Here is a 16,346-nt window from a genome sequence, read left to right as displayed (position 1 = left end):
ATGGCAATTGTTAATACTTGACAAATATCTGTTAATACTTGATAATTATCAGGAAATCTCTAAATTTATATAGTTGAAATAAAATACGGTGTATAAATTAATTTGCCAAGAAAGGAAGTAATGATGTATGGAAATAATCTTTATTATCAAAGCTGTTATTATTGGAATAGTAGAGGGAATAACTGAATTTCTTCCCATATCGTCTACAGGACATATGATAATAGTAGGAAATTTAATAAATTTTAAAGCACCTACTTATAATAAAGTTTACATAGATACCTTTGAGATTGTAATCCAACTTGGAGCGATATTGGCTATAGTAGTACTTTATTGGAATAAGATATTTAATTCCCTTAAGAACCTTGCACCTGGTAAATGGGGGTTTAGACTCTGGTTCAGTATATTGGTTGCCTTTATACCTTCTGCAGCTGCTGGATTCTTTCTTAATGATATTATTCAGGAAAGATTGTTTAATCCGATTACTGTTTCCTGTGCCCTTGTATTTGGGGGTGTACTCATGATATATATGGAGAATAAATATAGAAGGGGAAATAGTATTAAAAGAATTGAGGATGTAAATATTGTACAGGCATTTAAAATTGGATGTTTTCAGTGCTTGTCATTGTGGCCTGGAATGTCAAGATCTGCATCTACAATAATTGGAGGCTGGGTAAGCGGGCTCACCAATGTAGCTGCAGCGGAATTCTCTTTTTTTCTGGCTATACCAACTATGATAGCGGCATCTGGATGGTCTCTTATAAAAATTAAAATATCCATGAGCCCCATTCAGATAATTGGACTTGTCATAGGATTTGTAATTTCATTTTTAGTGGCACTGGTAGTTGTGGATAAGTTCATAGGATTTTTGAAGAGAAAACCTATGAGAGTATTTGCCGTATACAGAATATTTATAGGAATAATAGTACTTGTTCTAGCTTTTGCAAAAGTTATAAGTATTTAAAATTAAGCATATATATTTGAAGTAAAGTTAGATATAAATTGTCTCATTAATAAATATGTATGAATCATATGCTGCACGAATAACCTGTAAGAGAGTTGATTTATGTTATTTTTAATTCTAAATAATATTTATTTTTTATAACATATTTCAGTAATTTAGTGTAGAATATTTAATAAGGCGAAACTTGATAAATTTTTAGGAGGGGTACTGAGATGAATTATAATGTGGCTGTAGTTGGATGTACTGGAATGGTAGGAAGAAAATTTCTTCAAGTATTGGAAGAAAGAAATTTTCCAATAAAAAATTTGTATTTGTATGCTTCTGCTAAGTCCAGTGGAAAAGTGCTAAAATTTAAAGATAGGGATTTTGTTGTAGAAGAGTTAGATGAAAAAAATGTAAAAAACAAAAAAATAGATATTGCATTGTTTTCAGCAGGAGCAAGTGTAAGTCTTAAATTTGCACCTGTATTTTCAAAATATGGAGCAGTAGTTGTGGATAACAGCAGTGCCTGGAGAATGGATAAACGGATACCTTTAGTGGTTCCAGAAGTAAATCCGGAAGATATAAAATGGAATAGTGGAATAATTGCCAATCCCAATTGTTCTACAATACAGGCAGTGGTGGCAATTAAGCCTTTATATGATAGATATGGCATAAAGAGAATAGTATATTCTACATATCAAGCTGTATCTGGTGCTGGAATGGGTGGCTATAATGATCTTATGGAAGGCTATAAGGGAAATCCGCCTAAGAAATTTCCCTATCCAATAGCGGGAAATATACTTCCACATATAGATGTTTTTTTGGACAATGGCTATACTAAAGAGGAAATGAAGATGATAAATGAAACTAGAAAAATACTTCATGATGATACTTTAAAGATTACAGCTACCACAGCTAGAGTGCCAGTAGTGTATGGACACAGTGAGAGCATAAATGTAGAACTTGAGAAAGATTTCAACATAGAAGATATATTCCAATTATACGGAGATTGTAAAGGAATAATATTAAAAGATGATGTTGAGAATTTAGTGTATCCTATGCCTTTGGACTGCGCCGGAAAGGATGAGGTGTTTGTAGGAAGAATAAGGAGAGATTTTAGTGTGGACAGAGGACTCAATCTATGGGTTGTAGCGGATAATATAAGAAAAGGTGCTGCTACAAATGCTGTCCAAATAGCAGAATGTATAATTAAAGATGAAAAATAATATATTTTATTAAATATTTTAATGATGAGGTGTTATTATGAGTTTATTTAAAGGCTCGGGAGTTGCTATAATTACTCCTTTTAATGATAGTGGAGTGGATTTTAAGAAATTGAAGGAATTGCTCAAGTGGCAGATTGAGTCAGGTACTGATGCCATAATAATTTGTGGAACTACTGGAGAAGCTTCTACTATGACAGAAAAGGAAAGAAAAGATACTATAAAGTTTACTGTAGATACAGTTAAAGGAAGAATCCCAGTTATTGCAGGAACAGGAAGTAACTGTACTGAAACTGCTGTAAATATGAGCAAATGGGCAGAAAGTATAGGCGTAGATGGAGTTTTGGTAATTACGCCTTACTATAATAAAACTACACAAAAGGGACTGGTGGAACATTTTAAAGCAGTTGCTTCAAGTATAAAAACACCCATAGTTATATACAATGTACCAGGGAGAACTGGATTGAATTTAAAACCTAAAACACTGGAAAAATTATGCCAGATAGAAAATATTCAGGCTATTAAGGAGGCCAGTGGAAATATAAGTCAGATTGCTCAGGTAAAAGCACTGTGTGGAGACAAGATAGATCTGTATTCAGGAAACGATGATCAGACAATACCTATACTTTCCCTGGGAGGAATAGGCGTTATATCTGTACTTGCCAACATTATTCCTAAAGACATGCATGATATGTGTAAGTTATTTTTAGAGGGGAAAGTGGAAGAGGCAGCAGCTATGCAGTTAAAGGCATTGTCATTGATGAATACTATGTTTATAGAGACAAATCCTATACCTATAAAGACAGCTATGAATATTTTGGGAATGAATGTAGGTCATTTGAGACTTCCACTCTGCAGTATGTCAGAAGAGAACCTGAAGATCGTGAAATCAGAACTTAAAAATTATGGACTTTTGAAATAAAAATAGAATGAATTATTGAGAATATTGTGTAAATAGAAAATTTCATTTCGTAAATTTAACGTGAAAGACAAGTTACTTTCACGTTAAATTGTATGTAATGGGTTTTAATTTTTTAAAATAAATAATTTTAAGGAGAGATATAAATGGTGAGGGTTATATTGAATGGATGTAATGGTAAAATGGGGAAGGTAATAACAGGTCTGGCAGAAAAGAATTCAGAAGTGTCCATAGTAGCAGGAGTGGATAAGAATTCTGCAGAGAATAAATTTCCTGTTTTTCACAATATAGGAGAATGTGATGTGGATGCGGATGTTATACTAGATTTCTCAAGACCTGAAGCATTGGATTCGCTTATTGAATATGGAAATAAAAAAAACATTGGAGTAATATTCTGCACCACTGGATATAGTGAACAGCAAATAAATAAGATAAAAGAAGCTTCAAATAGTATTCCCATCTTTAGATCCGCAAATATGTCCATAGGTATAAATGTGATAAATAAAGTATTAAAAGATATAAGTGTCCTTCTATATAAAAATTTTGATATAGAGATAATAGAAAAGCATCACAACCAGAAAGTTGATGCCCCAAGTGGGACGGCATTATTACTGGGAAATACCATAAAGAATTCCATATCAGAGGATATAAATTTTGTAAATGGAAGAGAGGGAATCAGAAAAAGAGCTCATAATGAAATAGGTATCCATGCAGTGAGATGCGGAAGCATAGTAGGAGAGCATGAGGTTATATTTGCCGGACAGGGTGAAACCATAGAGATAAAACATACAGCTATTTCAAGAGAAGTATTTGCAGTAGGGGCCTTAAAAGCCTGTGAGTTTATGTATGGTCGAAAGAGCGGATTCTATTCCATGGATGATGTAATTTCATAAAGATCAAGTAGTTCTTTTTACTTGAAAAGGTGTTGAATATATTCATTGTATAGAAGGTTTGGATGGAGAAGGAGTATTCCTCATAACAAACTCCATCTGAACCTAAAAAATGCTTGACGGTTCTAAAAATGACTTGCTATCCAGTCTTCTATTTTTCCCATGGAAGTTTTAAGTTTATCCATGCTGTAGGCATAGGATATTCTAATATGCCCTTCGCCTTTTGTTCCAAAAGCGGAGCCGGGTACAACGGCTACTTTGGCTTCCTTTAAGAGCTTTTCACAGAATTCTTCACTTTTCATGTTGAAATTTTTTATTGAGGGAAAAACGTAAAAAGCGCCTCTAGGTAGATTCAGTTCAAATCCCAGAGATTTTAATTTATTATATATGTAATCTCTTCTTTCAATAAATTTTGAGCACATGTAATCTACATCCTTCATACAGCTTTTTAATCCTGTATAGGCTCCCCATTGGGATATGGATGGAGCACAGGACACGTTGTACTGATGAACTTTCATTATTTCATCCATAAATGATTTATGGGCACATACATAACCTATCCTGAGGCCTGTCATTGAAAACATTTTGGAAAAACCGCTGACTAATATAATGTGATCTTTTATATCATTGTATTGAGCCGGGGAAAAATAATCCTTTTCAAAATTTAATGAAGCGTAGATCTCATCACTTATTACAATCAATTTATTTTTCTTAATCAAATTATAAAGTTTCCTATTGTCATCTCCAGACAAAACGGCACCAGTGGGATTGGAAGGGTATGATAAAACCATTACCTTGGGCTTTTCATTTTCAAGTGTTCTTTTCAAATTGTCAAAGTCTATAGAGAAATCATCTTTTAAATTATAGGTGACTATATTTCCACCTAAAATTTTTACACAGCTTTCGTAAGCTGGGTAAGCGGGATTTGGTATGAGTATTTTATCGCCGCTGTTTATCAATGCTGCAAACACATCCATCAGTGCTTCACTTCCACCTATGGTTATGCAGATCTCATCTTTACTATAATTTATATGAAATCCCTTAAGATATTTTGATATTTCCTCTCTTAGTTCTATGATACCCGCATTTGAAGTATATGTAGTTTTGTTGTCTTCAATAGCTTTTATCATAGCTGTTTTGATTTTACCGGGTACATTGAAATCAGGCTGTCCTAAAGTTAGTGATATTGCATCCGGATATTGGATAACTTTGTTGTAAAATTTTCTGATACCTGAAATTTCCACGGATTGTACATTTCTTGATATGCTGTTCAAGTTTACACTTCCTATCTATTTTGAATTATCGTATCATTATTGCTAATACTCCCTGAAAAAAACTTTATTTTTTCTTTATCTTTAATATATTTTTATTATACTTTTATATTTTACAATTTTAAATGAACATAGTAAATAGATTATGAGGAGAATGATACCATTGATACAAAAAGTATTGGAGTTAAAAGGAGTTTTTAAAAAAAGAGGAAAGGTACAAGTCTTAAAAGACATTGCTTTTTCCATAAATGCAGGTGAGATCTGCGGTCTTGTAGGGAAAAATGGTGCTGGAAAGACTACATTGATCAAAATTATAACCAGTATGTTGTTCCCGGATGAAGGTGAAATTCTAATAGAAGGAAAAGATCTTAAAACTGAAAGAGAAAAAGCACTGAAAAATATAGGGGCTATAGTGGAGAAACCGGAGTTTTACGGTTATATGACTGGAAGACAGAACTTGAATTATATAGCCGGCATGATGGAAAGCGTTACAAAAGATAAGATAGAAGATGTCATAAAATATTCTAAATTAGGTTCAAAAATTGATAAAAAGGTAAAAACATATTCTCTGGGAATGAAGCAGAGGCTGGGACTTGCCCAGGTTCTTATGGGCCGCATATCCCTTTTGATATTGGATGAACCTGCAAATGGGCTGGATCCAATCGGGGTTGTGGAACTTAAAAATACTATAAAGATTTTAGCTGAGGAAAAAGGGGTAAGTGTTCTTATATCTTCACATATTTTAAGTGAAATAGAAAGTATATGTACAAAGGTTGTTTTTATAGATGAGGGTAAAATTGTGGGCGTTGAAAAAATAGGCAGCAATTCCAAAGCCAGTAGTACAAAAAACATGTTTATAAAAACGAATTTATCTGAAAAGGCATCGGAAATTATAAAAAATATATTTGATGTAAAACTGCTGGAAGTAAAAAATGATGGAGTTTCAATTTTAATAAATACTGAATCATGTGATTTATTTACGGTATTGAAAAGATTACATGACAGCGGAATAATTGTGGAAGGCTGCTTTGAAGTAAAGCAAAACCTGGAAGATAAATTTATAAAGATGATGGGGGAAAATGGTGATGAATAGATATATATGGGAGGAGCTGAAAAGAATAATCATTAAAAAGAAAATTTGGATTGCTGTTGTTTTTGTGGTTACAATTGTATTTGGGTTGTGGAGTACTTTGAAAACAAATACATTGGAAGTGCAGATTCAAAAATATAAAGCTCTTCTTGTCAATCAAAAAATAGGCAGGGATAAAGCCGATTCAGAATTGAAAAAGGCCGAGTTTTCCAGAGATATAGTGGGTACACAGAAGGAAATAAGAGATAAAGGAGAGCAGCTCAATGAAATAAAAAATTATGATAAATCAAAATTGGATGAGCGAATTCAAAAATTGGAAAGGGAAAATAACACTGAGAATGAATACAAGCTGCTTCAATTGAAATATGAGAAAAAATATAATATAGAAAAAAATGAGCTTATACCAAAGGGAATGTATTCAGCTATGGAAATTCTGGCGTATTTTATACCGGTGTTTTTTTTACTTATTCTCATTGTATTCTTGTCCGACATAGTGTCAGGAGATTACTCTCCGAACACAATTAAGAATTTGGTTACAAAACCTATTTCAAGGAAGAAAATCATTATGTCCAAGTTTGTTGCTGCCATAATCTTAAGTACAGGTACGTTGATTGTAAGTACCTTAATATTCATACTGGAAGGTGGAATTCACCTTGGCATTTCAGATTTAAGGCTGCCTTTTGATGTAGGTGCAAAGTATGTTTTTGACAGCTCTCTCATATTGAGTCCAATAACCTCACAGATGAGGTATGTAAATGGAAGCAGATCAATTATTCCCCTCTGGAGTGCAATTATTGAAATGGTGTTGATTGCAATAATTGTTTCAATAGCCATTGTATCAATAATTCTGTTCATATCGGTTTTATGCAGAAATTCACTTATTTCATCTCTTATAAGTTTTATGTTAATTGGAGGAACGGCCGTCTGGTATCTTTTTGGTTTTGCAGGCAGATATGTTGTATCGGCAAAATACGGGGTTTTGGTAAAATTTCTGCCTGTTCCATATATAGTTGACGTAATAAGCACATTGAGTGGTGATATTTCTGTGCAACTTACCAGTACCATAAATGTAGCTTTTATATTGATAACCTGTTTAGCATGGACTCTAGTCATGCTGTTTTTAAGCAGTTATGTTTTTGGCAAAAGGGATTTTGATTGAAAATACAAAGTGCTATAATTTTAAATTGGGTGATTGATGTGAGGGAAAATATATTGATAATAGATGATGACAATGACATAAGGAATATGCTTGTAAATTATTTTCAAAAGGAAAGCTATACGGTATATAATGCTTCTGATGGAGAAAAAGGTCTGGAAATTTTAAAATCAAAGCCAGTTTCTCTGATAATTCTGGACATTATGATGCCCAAGATGGATGGATATACCATGCTGTCTAGACTCAGAGAATTCTCAAGTCTGCCTGTTATACTTCTCACTGCAAAAGACCAGCAAATGGACAAGATAAAGGGATTCATAGCTGGATGTGATGATTATATAATAAAGCCCTTTGATTTTACGGAACTCTCATTAAGGGTGCTGGCTGTACTCAGGAGAGCTAAAGCCGGTAATACCTTGCAAAACCATATGCTGAAAATTAGGGATATAGAAATAAATACTCTGGAGCATACAGTAAGAAAAGATAATATTGAAATCGTGCTTACTCCAAAGGAATATGAGATTTTATACACACTGGCATCAAATAGGGGACGGGTATATTCCACCAGGACACTCTATGAGATAATCTGGAAGGATACCTTTCTGGAAAAAGACAATACTGTAACCATGCATGTTAAAAATTTAAGGAGAAAACTGGGAGATAGTGTTAAGCAGGGCAAATACATAAAAACTATATGGGGAGTAGGTTATAAAATTGAAAAGGATATTTAAACTCAGGAGTGAACTGGTTTTTTCTGCAGTTTTTTCGGTGATTATATCACTTGTACTTGCAGTTTTTTTGAGAGAATTTGTTTTGGGTTCTTTTTTGAATAGTTATAATGGCACTCCTGAATATATATATAAAAACATGATTGCCCCGGTTGAACAGGACTTGAAAAATATGGATATGAATAATTCCGGAAAATTACAAAAATATATGAACAGAGAATATAGTATGACCTATTTTATTTTTGTAGTGAGAAAAGATGGAGGGGTGATAGCTTCAAATAATAGAGAAATTAAAAGTATAGATAGTGGTCAGATTGAAAATGGAAAAAGAACATTTAAGTTTTTAAATGACCATAGAGATAATCTGGTTAAAATAACCAGGTGCGATTACCTAAAAGATGGGTATTATCTGTATTACATATATACTGGCTATGGTAAATTGGATAATGGCAATATTATAGGTGTAATGGCAATTTTAATCTTCATAATCGTATTTTTCATGCTTATATGGAAACGCATATCTTATATATCCAAAATAAAATCAACAGTTAGAAATATTGCCGAAGGCGATCTATCCGAAAGAGTCCCTCTTAAATATAAAAACGAACTTAGAGAATTATCTGAAGACATAAATTATATGGCTTCAAGGATTGAAGGGGAGGAGAAAAACAGAAATGAATTCTTAACCAATATATCCCATGATCTGAGAACTCCTTTAACTACTATACTGGGGTATATAGACATGATTAAAAAAGGAAAATATGATTCAAAACGTGAACTTGAGGATTATATAGATATAATGGATAAAAAAGGATTGTATTTAAAAAGTATGCTGGATGATTTTTTCGAATATTCGAAACTGTCTTCCAAGGACATAGTACTTGAAAAACAATGTCTGGAGTTAAATGAATTGGCACGGCAGGTAGCTGAAGAAGAGGAAGATGAATTTATACGGAAAGGCTTGAAGCTTTCACTCAAATTACCTCAGGAATCCATTGGTATCAAAGCAGATCCCAATCTGTTTCTGAGGGCAGTGAATAATCTTTTAAGTAATGCACTTAAATATTCTAAGGCTGGTACAGCTGTTGAATTCAATGTAGGCAGGGAAAAATACAATGATAGCTTTTATTCAGTGATTTCAGTATCAAATATTCCTGAAACTCCAGTTGGCGATGAAGATATAGAAAATTTCTTTGAAAGACTGTATAAAGGTGATTTGTCCAGAAAAAAAGAGGGCAGCGGCCTGGGCTTGTCCATTGTAAGAGAAATAGTCAAACACCACGGTGGGTTTGTAAAGGCATGTAGGGAAAACGAGAAGCTGGTGTTTAAAATATTCATGGATGTAAAGTGCTAAAACTTAATATTATTAAATGTTTCCTAATTATAAAAAAGATAACTTTGTTGTTGTCTTTTTTAATTTGAAAATTAATTTATATGTAATGCAATATCATACAAGAATTATTGATTTATTTATGGTATCTTTAAAAACGAGTAGAAAGGAGTATTATAAAATGCAAAAGGAAGCTCGAACTGTTTATTTAGATAAGGAGTTAAATATAGAAGCTTATAATTTTAAAGGAATTAAGCAGAAATTTCCCAACCATTTTCACGAGTATTATGTTATTGGCTTTATTAAAAATGGAAGGCGGCATTTGTCTTGTAAAAATAAAGAATACGATATTAAAAATGGTGATTTAATTTTATTTAATCCTCATGACAATCATACTTGTGAACAGATTGATGGAAGGGCACTTGATTATAGATGCTTAAATATTAAACCTGATGCAATGAAACAAATTGTATTTGAAATTACAGGTAAAAATTATATGCCGTATTTTACAGAGCCTGTAATATTCAATAATGATATTGTGACATCATTACAGGAATTATACTTTATGATTATGCAAGGTGAAAAAGATTTTAAAAAAGAGGAAATTTTTTTGTTTATAATTGAACAATTGATAACTGAGTATGCTAAACCAATATCTGCAGCTGTTATACAGGAAATAAATACGGAGATTAAAACAGTATGTGACTTTCTGGAAAAAAATTATATGAAAAATATTACACTGAATGATCTGAGTAATCTGACAGGGATAAGTAAATACAATTTGGTGCGTTCATTTACCAAGCAAAAAGGAATATCACCTTATAGTTATCTTGAGAGCATTCGTATAGATAAATCTAGGAAATTTTTGGAAAATGGAATTAGCCCAATAGAGGTTGCATTAAATACAGGATTTACTGACCAAAGCCATTTTAGTAAATTTTTCAAAAAGTTCATTGGTTTGACTCCAAAACAATATATGAATATTTTTATAGATAAATTTACGGACAAAGGAGAATATGAATGAATAAACAAGAGAACATAAAATGTGTCATGGTAATAAATGAAGATCTTCCATTGGGGGTGATTGCAAATACATCAGCAATATTGGGCATTACCTTAGGAAAACATATTCCTGAATTAGTAGGCAAAGATGCTGCTGACGCTTCCGGGAAAAAGCATCTAGGTATTATTACAATTCCAGTACCGATTTTAAAGGGGAATAAAGAGATTATTAGAGAATTAAGAGAAAAACTATATACTTCTGATTTTGATGATGTTATTGCGGTTGACTTTTCGGATGTTGCACAAAGTTGCAATGTTTACAGTGAGTATCTACAGAAAGTATCAACTGTTTTGGAAAATCAGCATACATATTTTGGAATTGCTATTTTTGGTAATAAGAAGAAAATTAATAAATTAACAGGTAGTATGCCTTTGTTAAGATAGTCAATATTCACAAATTCATAATAGCCGCCTAACTTAAATAACCACAGTTCCCTAATTAATCAAAAAAAAGTTACAACTTAAAAAACAGTATTAAAAGTACAAGGTAGTTTAATTATTGATATTTCAATAATTAAACTACCTTGTACTTTCTTTGGAGGCGCCACCCAGATTTGAACTGGGGATGAAGGTTTTGCAGACCTCTGCCTTACCACTTGGCTATAGCGCCGTGTATAAATGGAGCGGAAGACGGGATTTGAACCCGCGACGTTCACCTTGGCAAGGTGACGCTCTACCACTGAGCCACTCCCGCACATTTAAAATAAATGGTGGCCAGACCAGGAATCGAACCAGGGACACGAGGATTTTCAGTCCTCTGCTCTACCGACTGAGCTATCTGGCCACATGGCGACCCAGAAGGGGTTCGGACCCTCGACCTCCGGCGTGACAGGCCGGCACTCTAACCAACTGAGCCACTGGGCCATAATATGGTGGGCACAACAGGGCTCGAACCTGTGACCCTCTGCTTGTAAGGCAGATGCTCTCCCAGCTGAGCTATGCGCCCATAAGCACATTATTACCACGACAATTCATATTATATATTGAGTTCTATATATTGTCAATACCTTGCATAAAAAAATCAGCCGGGCTGTAGTGGATTTCAAAATTGTTGCTAATATATTCTTATTTGGAATTTATTCTATATATTGATCAATATTTTGAAAATGTTGATTTTAGTATGTCGATATTTGACAATAGAAATTTGAATATAGATTTTGTTTAGATGCATACTATTTTTGAAGGGAGTGTGAATAATGCTGTTATTAACTATAGTTTACAATAAAGAAAGAGAAAATGTAATACAGGGAATCCAGGAATTAAAGGAATATTTTAGACATAAAGGTGTGCTTATTGGGATATATGAAAGTATAGAATCTGATACTCACTTCCTTAAGTTATTTTGTGATAGAGAAATTAATAGCAAACTTATGAATATATTCAATATGTATGTTGCAAATATTATATATGGTATAGTAATAGAGGAATTTTGTGAAAAAGATATCTTGAATTTTTTGTCTGATGAATATTTTTTTCTCAAATATGATGAATTGGAAGAAATCAAACTAGAAAGTATAAGAGTGCTAAAGGGCGAGATGAAAATTATAGATGATAATTCTATATCCTGTATAAATAAAAGAAATGAGATACTAGATAAAATATCAAGTTGTATAAGTGAGAACAATGAAATAAATATAGATGGATTTGTGACTTTTAGAATAAAAGAACTTTTAGACGATTTAGAAAGTATAGTTGATAAAGTAGTGGAAAAATATATGGTAAATAAAGAATATAATGAATTTATAAAGCTTTTAAAATATTTTGTAGAAATTCAGGAAAGTAAAATAGATTATTTAAGTATAATAATAGATAATAATGGTAAATATATAATAAGAGATAAAGAGCAGGATATAACAGAAAGCTTTTTTAGAGATTTAAAGGAATTAAATCGTAATAAAGATACAAATTCAGATTTAGATGATATTTTGATAAGTGCACTTATAACTACTTCACCCAATGAAATAGTAATTCACTGTGCTGAAAATTGTAAAAATCCAGAATTGATAAATACCATTGAAAAAGTTTTTACTGATAGAGTTAGATTTTGCAATAATTGCAGTACATGTGAGTCTATAAAAAATCATCTTAATAGAATATAAACTACAAAATTCTATTTTTTTATTGACATAATCATTTTGGAATAATATAATGAAGCCAAGTAGAAGTAAAAGCTATGAAAGGGAAGAGTAAATAGATCAATTGTTTTAAGAGAGAGGGATTGTGTGCTGAAATATCCCTTAAATGAAATCTATTGAAAACCACCCAGGAGTTGTATACTGAAGTTTTGTAAGTATTTCCGTTAGCCAGCGTTAAAGGTAGAGAGAATAGTATTTGTGATCTTTGCTTATACTATTAAGTTGGGTGGAACCACGGTAATACTCGTCCCAGTAGAGGGAGGAGTATTTTTTTATTTATTTTTATAGTTAAATAAAAATTCGAAATTAGAAAAGTTTGTAAAGGAGGAATAAAAATGATAAATATAAGCCTTAAAAATGGTGACAAAATAGAAGTGGAGAAGGGATTAAAGGTAATTGATGTGGCGGAAAAATTGAGTACTTCTCTGAAGAAAAAAGCGCTGGGTGCTAAGTTAGATGGTGAAGTAGTTGAACTCTATCATCCAATAAATGGTGATTGTAAACTTGAAATTCTCACTTTTGAAGATGAAGATGGTAAAAAAATATTGAGACACACAGTTTCTCACATACTTGCTCAAGCTATAAAAAGGCTGTATCCAGATGTTAAACTTGCCATAGGACCTGCCATAGATTCAGGATTTTACTATGATGTAGACGCAGATTTTTCATTTACACCAGAATTGTTAGTTAAGATTGAAAATGAGATGAACAAGATAGTAAAAGAAGATATCAAATTGGAGAGATTTGAACTTCCAAGGGCAGAAGCTATAAAATTTATGGAAGATAGAAAAGAACCTTATAAAGTGGAATTGATAAAGGATCTGCCAGAAGGTGAAGTTATATCCTTTTACAGGCAGGGTGATTTTGTGGATTTATGTGCGGGACCACATTTACCTTCTACTGGGAAAGCAAAAGCAATAAAACTCCTTTCCATAGCAGGTGCCTATTGGCGTGGAGATGAAAAGAACAAAATGCTCCAGAGAATATATGGGACTGCATTTGAAAAGAAAAGTGATCTGGAAAACTATTTGAAGATGATGGAAGAGGCTAAGAAGAGAGATCATAGAAAATTGGGCAAAGAATTGGATCTGTTCAGTATGCATGAAGAGGGACCTGGATTTCCATTTTTCCATCCAAAGGGAATGATAATTAGAAATGAGCTTCAAAACTTTTGGAGAGAAATGCATAGAAAAGCTGATTATGATGAAATAATGACTCCGATTTTGTTAAATGAAGGATTGTGGCATCAGTCAGGACACTGGGATCACTATAAGGAAAATATGTATTTTACCAAAATAGACGGTGAAAATTATGCTATAAAACCTATGAACTGTCCAGGATCTATACTTGTTTACAAGAGTGATATACGTTCCTATAGGGATTTACCTAAAAGGTATGGTGAAATGGGAATTGTCCATAGACATGAAAAATCAGGAGCACTTCACGGACTTATGAGGGTAAGGTGCTTTACTCAAGATGATGCTCATATATTTGTTGCGAGAGAGGATATTACCCATGAAATCACTCAAGTTATAAAACTTATAGACGATTTTTATAAGGTGTTTGGATTTGAATATTTTGTTGAACTTTCCACAAGACCTGAAAATTCCATGGGAAGCGAGGAGGAATGGGAAGCTGCAACTGAGGGCCTTAAAACTGCATTAAAGGTATCAGGGCTTGATTATAAAATCAATGAAGGGGATGGAGCTTTTTATGGCCCTAAGATAGATTTCCATTTGAAGGACTGCATTGGAAGAACATGGCAGTGTGGAACAGTACAGTTGGATTTCCAGATGCCAGAGAAATTTGATCTAACTTATATAGGGGCAGATGGAGAAAAACACAGGCCGGTTATGGTGCACAGAACTATATTTGGATCCATAGAGAGATTTATAGGAATACTCATAGAACAATATGCAGGGGCGTTTCCGGCTTGGCTTGCACCAGTCCAGGTAGAAGTTATGGACATTACAGATAATCAGAAAGAATATGCGGAAGAAGTGATTAAAAGACTTAAAGATCAGGATATAAGAGTGGAAGCCGATGTTAGAAATGAAAAGATAGGCTACAAGATAAGAGAAGCTCAGATGCAGAAAGTGCCCTATATGATTATCCTGGGGGATAAAGAGGTAAAAGAACAGAATATATCCGTTAGAAATAGAAAAGATGGAGATTTAGGAGCTATGTCTTTAGATGATTTTATATCTAAACTTAAAGAGGAAATTTCCAAAAAAGTAAGTGACATATAACTGATATAATTTTGTATTGACTTGTAATGACAAAAATAGTATAATACAATTTGTCAAGCAGAAACTAGCCGTTTCTCACCTTACGGCATGGCCAGTAAGGTTATGAAAATTTTATTATAAATTTTCTATTGCATGTATTTAGAGGACGGCGTAAGTCGTCCTTTTTCATATTTTTTGTTTGATTCACTTAGGAGGTGAATAATATAAATAAAGGTTTTCTTTTAAATGATGAGATAGCTGCAAAAAGAGTAAGAGTAGTTCCAAATGATGGAGATGAGGCTGAAATTGTATCTTTAGAAAGAGCTTTAAAACTTGCTGAGGAAAAAGAATTGGATCTGGTTATGATATCTCCAAAGGCAAACCCTCCAGTTTGTAAAATAATGAATTATGGAAAGTTTATTTATGAACAATCTAAAAGGGAAAAAGAAGCTAGAAAAAAGCAGAAAATTACCAATATAAAAGAAGTGAGACTCAGCCCAACTATTGAAGAACATGATATTTCTATTAAAGCTAAGAATGCAAAAAAATTTTTGCTTACAGGTGATAAAGTTAAAGTCACTATAAGATTTAGAGGCAGAGAGGCTGGTCATTCTTTTATGGGTAAAAAAATTTTAGATAATTTTTACTCTAAACTTGAAGATATCAGCGTAATAGAAAAGCAGCCAAAACTTGAGGGCAGGAATATGATAATGACATTATCAACAAAAAAGCATAATTGAGAGGAGGAAGTTATTATGCCAAAAATGAAGACAAAAAGAAGTGCGGCAAAGAGATTTAAAGTTACAGGAACAGGCAAGTTAAAGAGATCAAAAGCTTATAAAAGTCACATATTGACTAAAAAAAGCGCAAAGACTAAGAGAAATCTTAGGAAGGCAGGATATGTAGCAGAAGCTCAAGAAAAAGTGATGAAAAAATTAATACCTTATGTATAAAGTATTCTAAAAGGAGGTTTTAAAATGGCAAGGGTAAAAAGAGCTGTGAATGCTCGTAAGCATCATAGGAAGATACTAAAGCTCGCAAAAGGTTATTATGGCGGCAAGAGCAGGTTGTTTAAATCAGCCAATGAAACAGTCATAAGAGCTTTAAGAAATGCATATATAGGAAGAAAATTAAAAAAGAGAGATTTCAGGAAACTCTGGATAGCTAGAATAAATGCTGCAGCCAGAATAAATGGGCTTTCCTATTCAAAATTCATAAATGGGATAAAGACAGCAGGTATTGATGTGAATAGAAAAATGCTTTCTGAAATAGCAATAAATGATCCAAAGACATTTACTGAATTGGTTGACATAGCAAAAAAACAACTGAGTGCATAAATTATACTATATCAAGTGGTTTTTAGATTTACAT

16 protein-coding genes, 5 tRNA genes and 2 other annotated features are annotated in these 16,346 nt (G+C 32.8%); of the genes, 15 read left to right on the top strand and 6 right to left on the bottom strand.

Features of this window, described 5'->3' with window-relative positions; all coding sequences use genetic code 11:
* Window positions 1-127: 127 nt before the first annotated feature.
* From ACFHWD_RS00215 to dapB, 4 genes are all read left to right on the top strand, one after another.
* Complete coding sequence (locus tag ACFHWD_RS00215) at window positions 128-961, top strand: undecaprenyl-diphosphate phosphatase (RefSeq protein WP_150358328.1); 834 nt, start codon at window positions 128-130, stop codon at window positions 959-961.
* Window positions 962-1,173: 212 nt separating this feature from the next.
* A complete protein-coding gene (locus ACFHWD_RS00210) occupies window positions 1,174-2,169 on the top strand; it encodes an aspartate-semialdehyde dehydrogenase (protein ID WP_150358329.1) in 996 nt (331 codons plus the stop codon).
* 37 nt (window positions 2,170-2,206) lie between these two features.
* A complete protein-coding gene (dapA, locus tag ACFHWD_RS00205; protein WP_229980393.1) occupies window positions 2,207-3,088 on the top strand; it encodes a 4-hydroxy-tetrahydrodipicolinate synthase in 882 nt (293 codons plus the stop codon).
* A gap of 143 nt (window positions 3,089-3,231) precedes the next feature.
* The gene (dapB, locus tag ACFHWD_RS00200; RefSeq protein ID WP_229980391.1) at window positions 3,232-3,978 is read left to right on the top strand and encodes a 4-hydroxy-tetrahydrodipicolinate reductase; all 747 of its coding nucleotides are present in this window, start codon (window positions 3,232-3,234) and stop codon (window positions 3,976-3,978) included.
* A gap of 122 nt (window positions 3,979-4,100) precedes the next feature.
* Here the strand turns inward: dapB and ACFHWD_RS00195 are convergent, their stop codons facing one another.
* Window positions 4,101-5,249 (bottom strand): pyridoxal phosphate-dependent aminotransferase, encoded by a 1,149-nt coding sequence (locus ACFHWD_RS00195; protein WP_229980389.1) that lies wholly within the window; start codon window positions 5,247-5,249, stop codon window positions 4,101-4,103.
* 160 nt (window positions 5,250-5,409) lie between these two features.
* Here ACFHWD_RS00195 and ACFHWD_RS00190 point away from each other — a divergent pair, with 160 nt between their 5' ends.
* The 6 genes from ACFHWD_RS00190 to ACFHWD_RS00165 all read left to right on the top strand — a co-directional run bounded on the left by ACFHWD_RS00190 (window position 5,410) and on the right by ACFHWD_RS00165 (window position 10,996).
* Window positions 5,410-6,339, top strand: coding sequence for an ABC transporter ATP-binding protein (locus tag ACFHWD_RS00190; RefSeq protein WP_378059738.1), 930 nt, complete (start codon window positions 5,410-5,412; stop codon window positions 6,337-6,339).
* Window positions 6,332-7,495: an ABC transporter permease subunit gene (locus tag ACFHWD_RS00185; protein ID WP_378059736.1), complete on the top strand. Its 1,164-nt coding sequence runs from the start codon at window positions 6,332-6,334 to the stop codon at window positions 7,493-7,495. The genes ACFHWD_RS00190 and ACFHWD_RS00185 overlap by 8 nt, the downstream gene beginning before the upstream one ends.
* A gap of 38 nt (window positions 7,496-7,533) precedes the next feature.
* The gene (locus ACFHWD_RS00180) at window positions 7,534-8,223 is read left to right on the top strand and encodes a response regulator transcription factor (RefSeq protein WP_378059989.1); all 690 of its coding nucleotides are present in this window, start codon (window positions 7,534-7,536) and stop codon (window positions 8,221-8,223) included.
* Window positions 8,207-9,574: a histidine kinase dimerization/phospho-acceptor domain-containing protein gene (locus ACFHWD_RS00175; protein ID WP_378059733.1), complete on the top strand. Its 1,368-nt coding sequence runs from the start codon at window positions 8,207-8,209 to the stop codon at window positions 9,572-9,574. The genes ACFHWD_RS00180 and ACFHWD_RS00175 overlap by 17 nt, the downstream gene beginning before the upstream one ends.
* Window positions 9,575-9,731: 157 nt before the next feature.
* A complete protein-coding gene (locus tag ACFHWD_RS00170) occupies window positions 9,732-10,574 on the top strand; it encodes an AraC family transcriptional regulator (RefSeq protein WP_150358335.1) in 843 nt (280 codons plus the stop codon).
* A complete protein-coding gene (locus ACFHWD_RS00165) occupies window positions 10,571-10,996 on the top strand; it encodes a DUF2000 domain-containing protein (RefSeq protein ID WP_150358336.1) in 426 nt (141 codons plus the stop codon). Before ACFHWD_RS00170 ends, ACFHWD_RS00165 begins: the two co-directional genes overlap by 4 nt.
* A gap of 152 nt (window positions 10,997-11,148) precedes the next feature.
* Here ACFHWD_RS00165 and ACFHWD_RS00160 read toward each other — a convergent pair.
* The 5 genes from ACFHWD_RS00160 to ACFHWD_RS00140 form a co-directional block, all read right to left on the bottom strand.
* A tRNA-Cys gene (locus ACFHWD_RS00160) sits at window positions 11,149-11,222 on the bottom strand.
* Between the two features lie 9 nt (window positions 11,223-11,231).
* Window positions 11,232-11,306, bottom strand: a tRNA-Gly gene (locus ACFHWD_RS00155).
* Between the two features lie 14 nt (window positions 11,307-11,320).
* Window positions 11,321-11,396, bottom strand: a tRNA-Phe gene (locus ACFHWD_RS00150).
* Between the two features lie 3 nt (window positions 11,397-11,399).
* Window positions 11,400-11,476 (bottom strand) — tRNA-Asp (locus ACFHWD_RS00145).
* 6 nt (window positions 11,477-11,482) lie between these two features.
* Window positions 11,483-11,558, bottom strand: a tRNA-Val gene (locus tag ACFHWD_RS00140).
* Between the two features lie 250 nt (window positions 11,559-11,808).
* On the opposite strand from ACFHWD_RS00140, the gene ytxC reads away from it, so the two are divergent.
* The 5 genes from ytxC (at window position 11,809) to rplT (ending at window position 16,312) form a co-directional block, all read left to right on the top strand.
* Window positions 11,809-12,711 (top strand): putative sporulation protein YtxC, encoded by a 903-nt coding sequence (ytxC, locus tag ACFHWD_RS00135; protein ID WP_179977891.1) that lies wholly within the window; start codon window positions 11,809-11,811, stop codon window positions 12,709-12,711.
* Window positions 12,712-12,776: 65 nt separating this feature from the next.
* Window positions 12,777-13,002: a binding site (T-box leader), on the top strand.
* An 80-nt stretch (window positions 13,003-13,082) separates the two neighbouring features.
* The gene (gene thrS, locus ACFHWD_RS00130; protein ID WP_150356211.1) at window positions 13,083-14,996 is read left to right on the top strand and encodes a threonine--tRNA ligase; all 1,914 of its coding nucleotides are present in this window, start codon (window positions 13,083-13,085) and stop codon (window positions 14,994-14,996) included.
* 49 nt (window positions 14,997-15,045) lie between these two features.
* Window positions 15,046-15,173: a sequence feature (ribosomal protein L20 leader region), on the top strand.
* 17 nt (window positions 15,174-15,190) lie between these two features.
* Window positions 15,191-15,715: a translation initiation factor IF-3 gene (gene infC, locus ACFHWD_RS00125; RefSeq protein WP_150356210.1), complete on the top strand. Its 525-nt coding sequence runs from the start codon at window positions 15,191-15,193 to the stop codon at window positions 15,713-15,715.
* A gap of 15 nt (window positions 15,716-15,730) precedes the next feature.
* Window positions 15,731-15,928 (top strand): 50S ribosomal protein L35, encoded by a 198-nt coding sequence (gene rpmI, locus ACFHWD_RS00120; protein ID WP_150356209.1) that lies wholly within the window; start codon window positions 15,731-15,733, stop codon window positions 15,926-15,928.
* 24 nt (window positions 15,929-15,952) lie between these two features.
* Window positions 15,953-16,312, top strand: a complete 360-nt coding sequence (gene rplT, locus ACFHWD_RS00115; protein WP_150356208.1) for a 50S ribosomal protein L20 — start codon at window positions 15,953-15,955, stop codon at window positions 16,310-16,312.
* Window positions 16,313-16,346 lie beyond the last annotated feature (34 nt).

It is taken from the genome of Clostridium sp. MT-14 (assembly GCF_042436595.1).
GTDB lineage: Bacteria > Bacillota > Clostridia > Clostridiales > Clostridiaceae > Clostridium_B > Clostridium_B aromativorans.
Note: the sequence above shows the minus strand (reverse complement) of the source record. Positions and strands in the feature narration are given on the sequence as shown.

Excerpts from the sequence above, each read along its gene's own strand:
- ytxC (WP_179977891.1), top strand. The coding sequence starts at position 11,809 with ATGCTGTTATTAACTATAGTTTACAATAAAGAAAGAGAAAATGTAATA.
- ACFHWD_RS00210 (WP_150358329.1), top strand. The coding sequence starts at position 1,174 with ATGAATTATAATGTGGCTGTAGTTGGATGTACTGGAATGGTAGGAAGA.
- dapB (WP_229980391.1), top strand. The coding sequence starts at position 3,232 with ATGGTGAGGGTTATATTGAATGGATGTAATGGTAAAATGGGGAAGGTA.
- ACFHWD_RS00165 (WP_150358336.1), top strand. The coding sequence starts at position 10,571 with ATGAATAAACAAGAGAACATAAAATGTGTCATGGTAATAAATGAAGAT.
- ACFHWD_RS00185 (WP_378059736.1), top strand. The coding sequence starts at position 6,332 with ATGAATAGATATATATGGGAGGAGCTGAAAAGAATAATCATTAAAAAG.
- rpmI (WP_150356209.1), top strand. The coding sequence starts at position 15,731 with ATGCCAAAAATGAAGACAAAAAGAAGTGCGGCAAAGAGATTTAAAGTT.
- ACFHWD_RS00215 (WP_150358328.1), top strand. The coding sequence starts at position 128 with ATGGAAATAATCTTTATTATCAAAGCTGTTATTATTGGAATAGTAGAG.
- rplT (WP_150356208.1), top strand. The coding sequence starts at position 15,953 with ATGGCAAGGGTAAAAAGAGCTGTGAATGCTCGTAAGCATCATAGGAAG.
- dapA (WP_229980393.1), top strand. The coding sequence starts at position 2,207 with ATGAGTTTATTTAAAGGCTCGGGAGTTGCTATAATTACTCCTTTTAAT.
- thrS (WP_150356211.1), top strand. The coding sequence starts at position 13,083 with ATGATAAATATAAGCCTTAAAAATGGTGACAAAATAGAAGTGGAGAAG.
- ACFHWD_RS00170 (WP_150358335.1), top strand. The coding sequence starts at position 9,732 with ATGCAAAAGGAAGCTCGAACTGTTTATTTAGATAAGGAGTTAAATATA.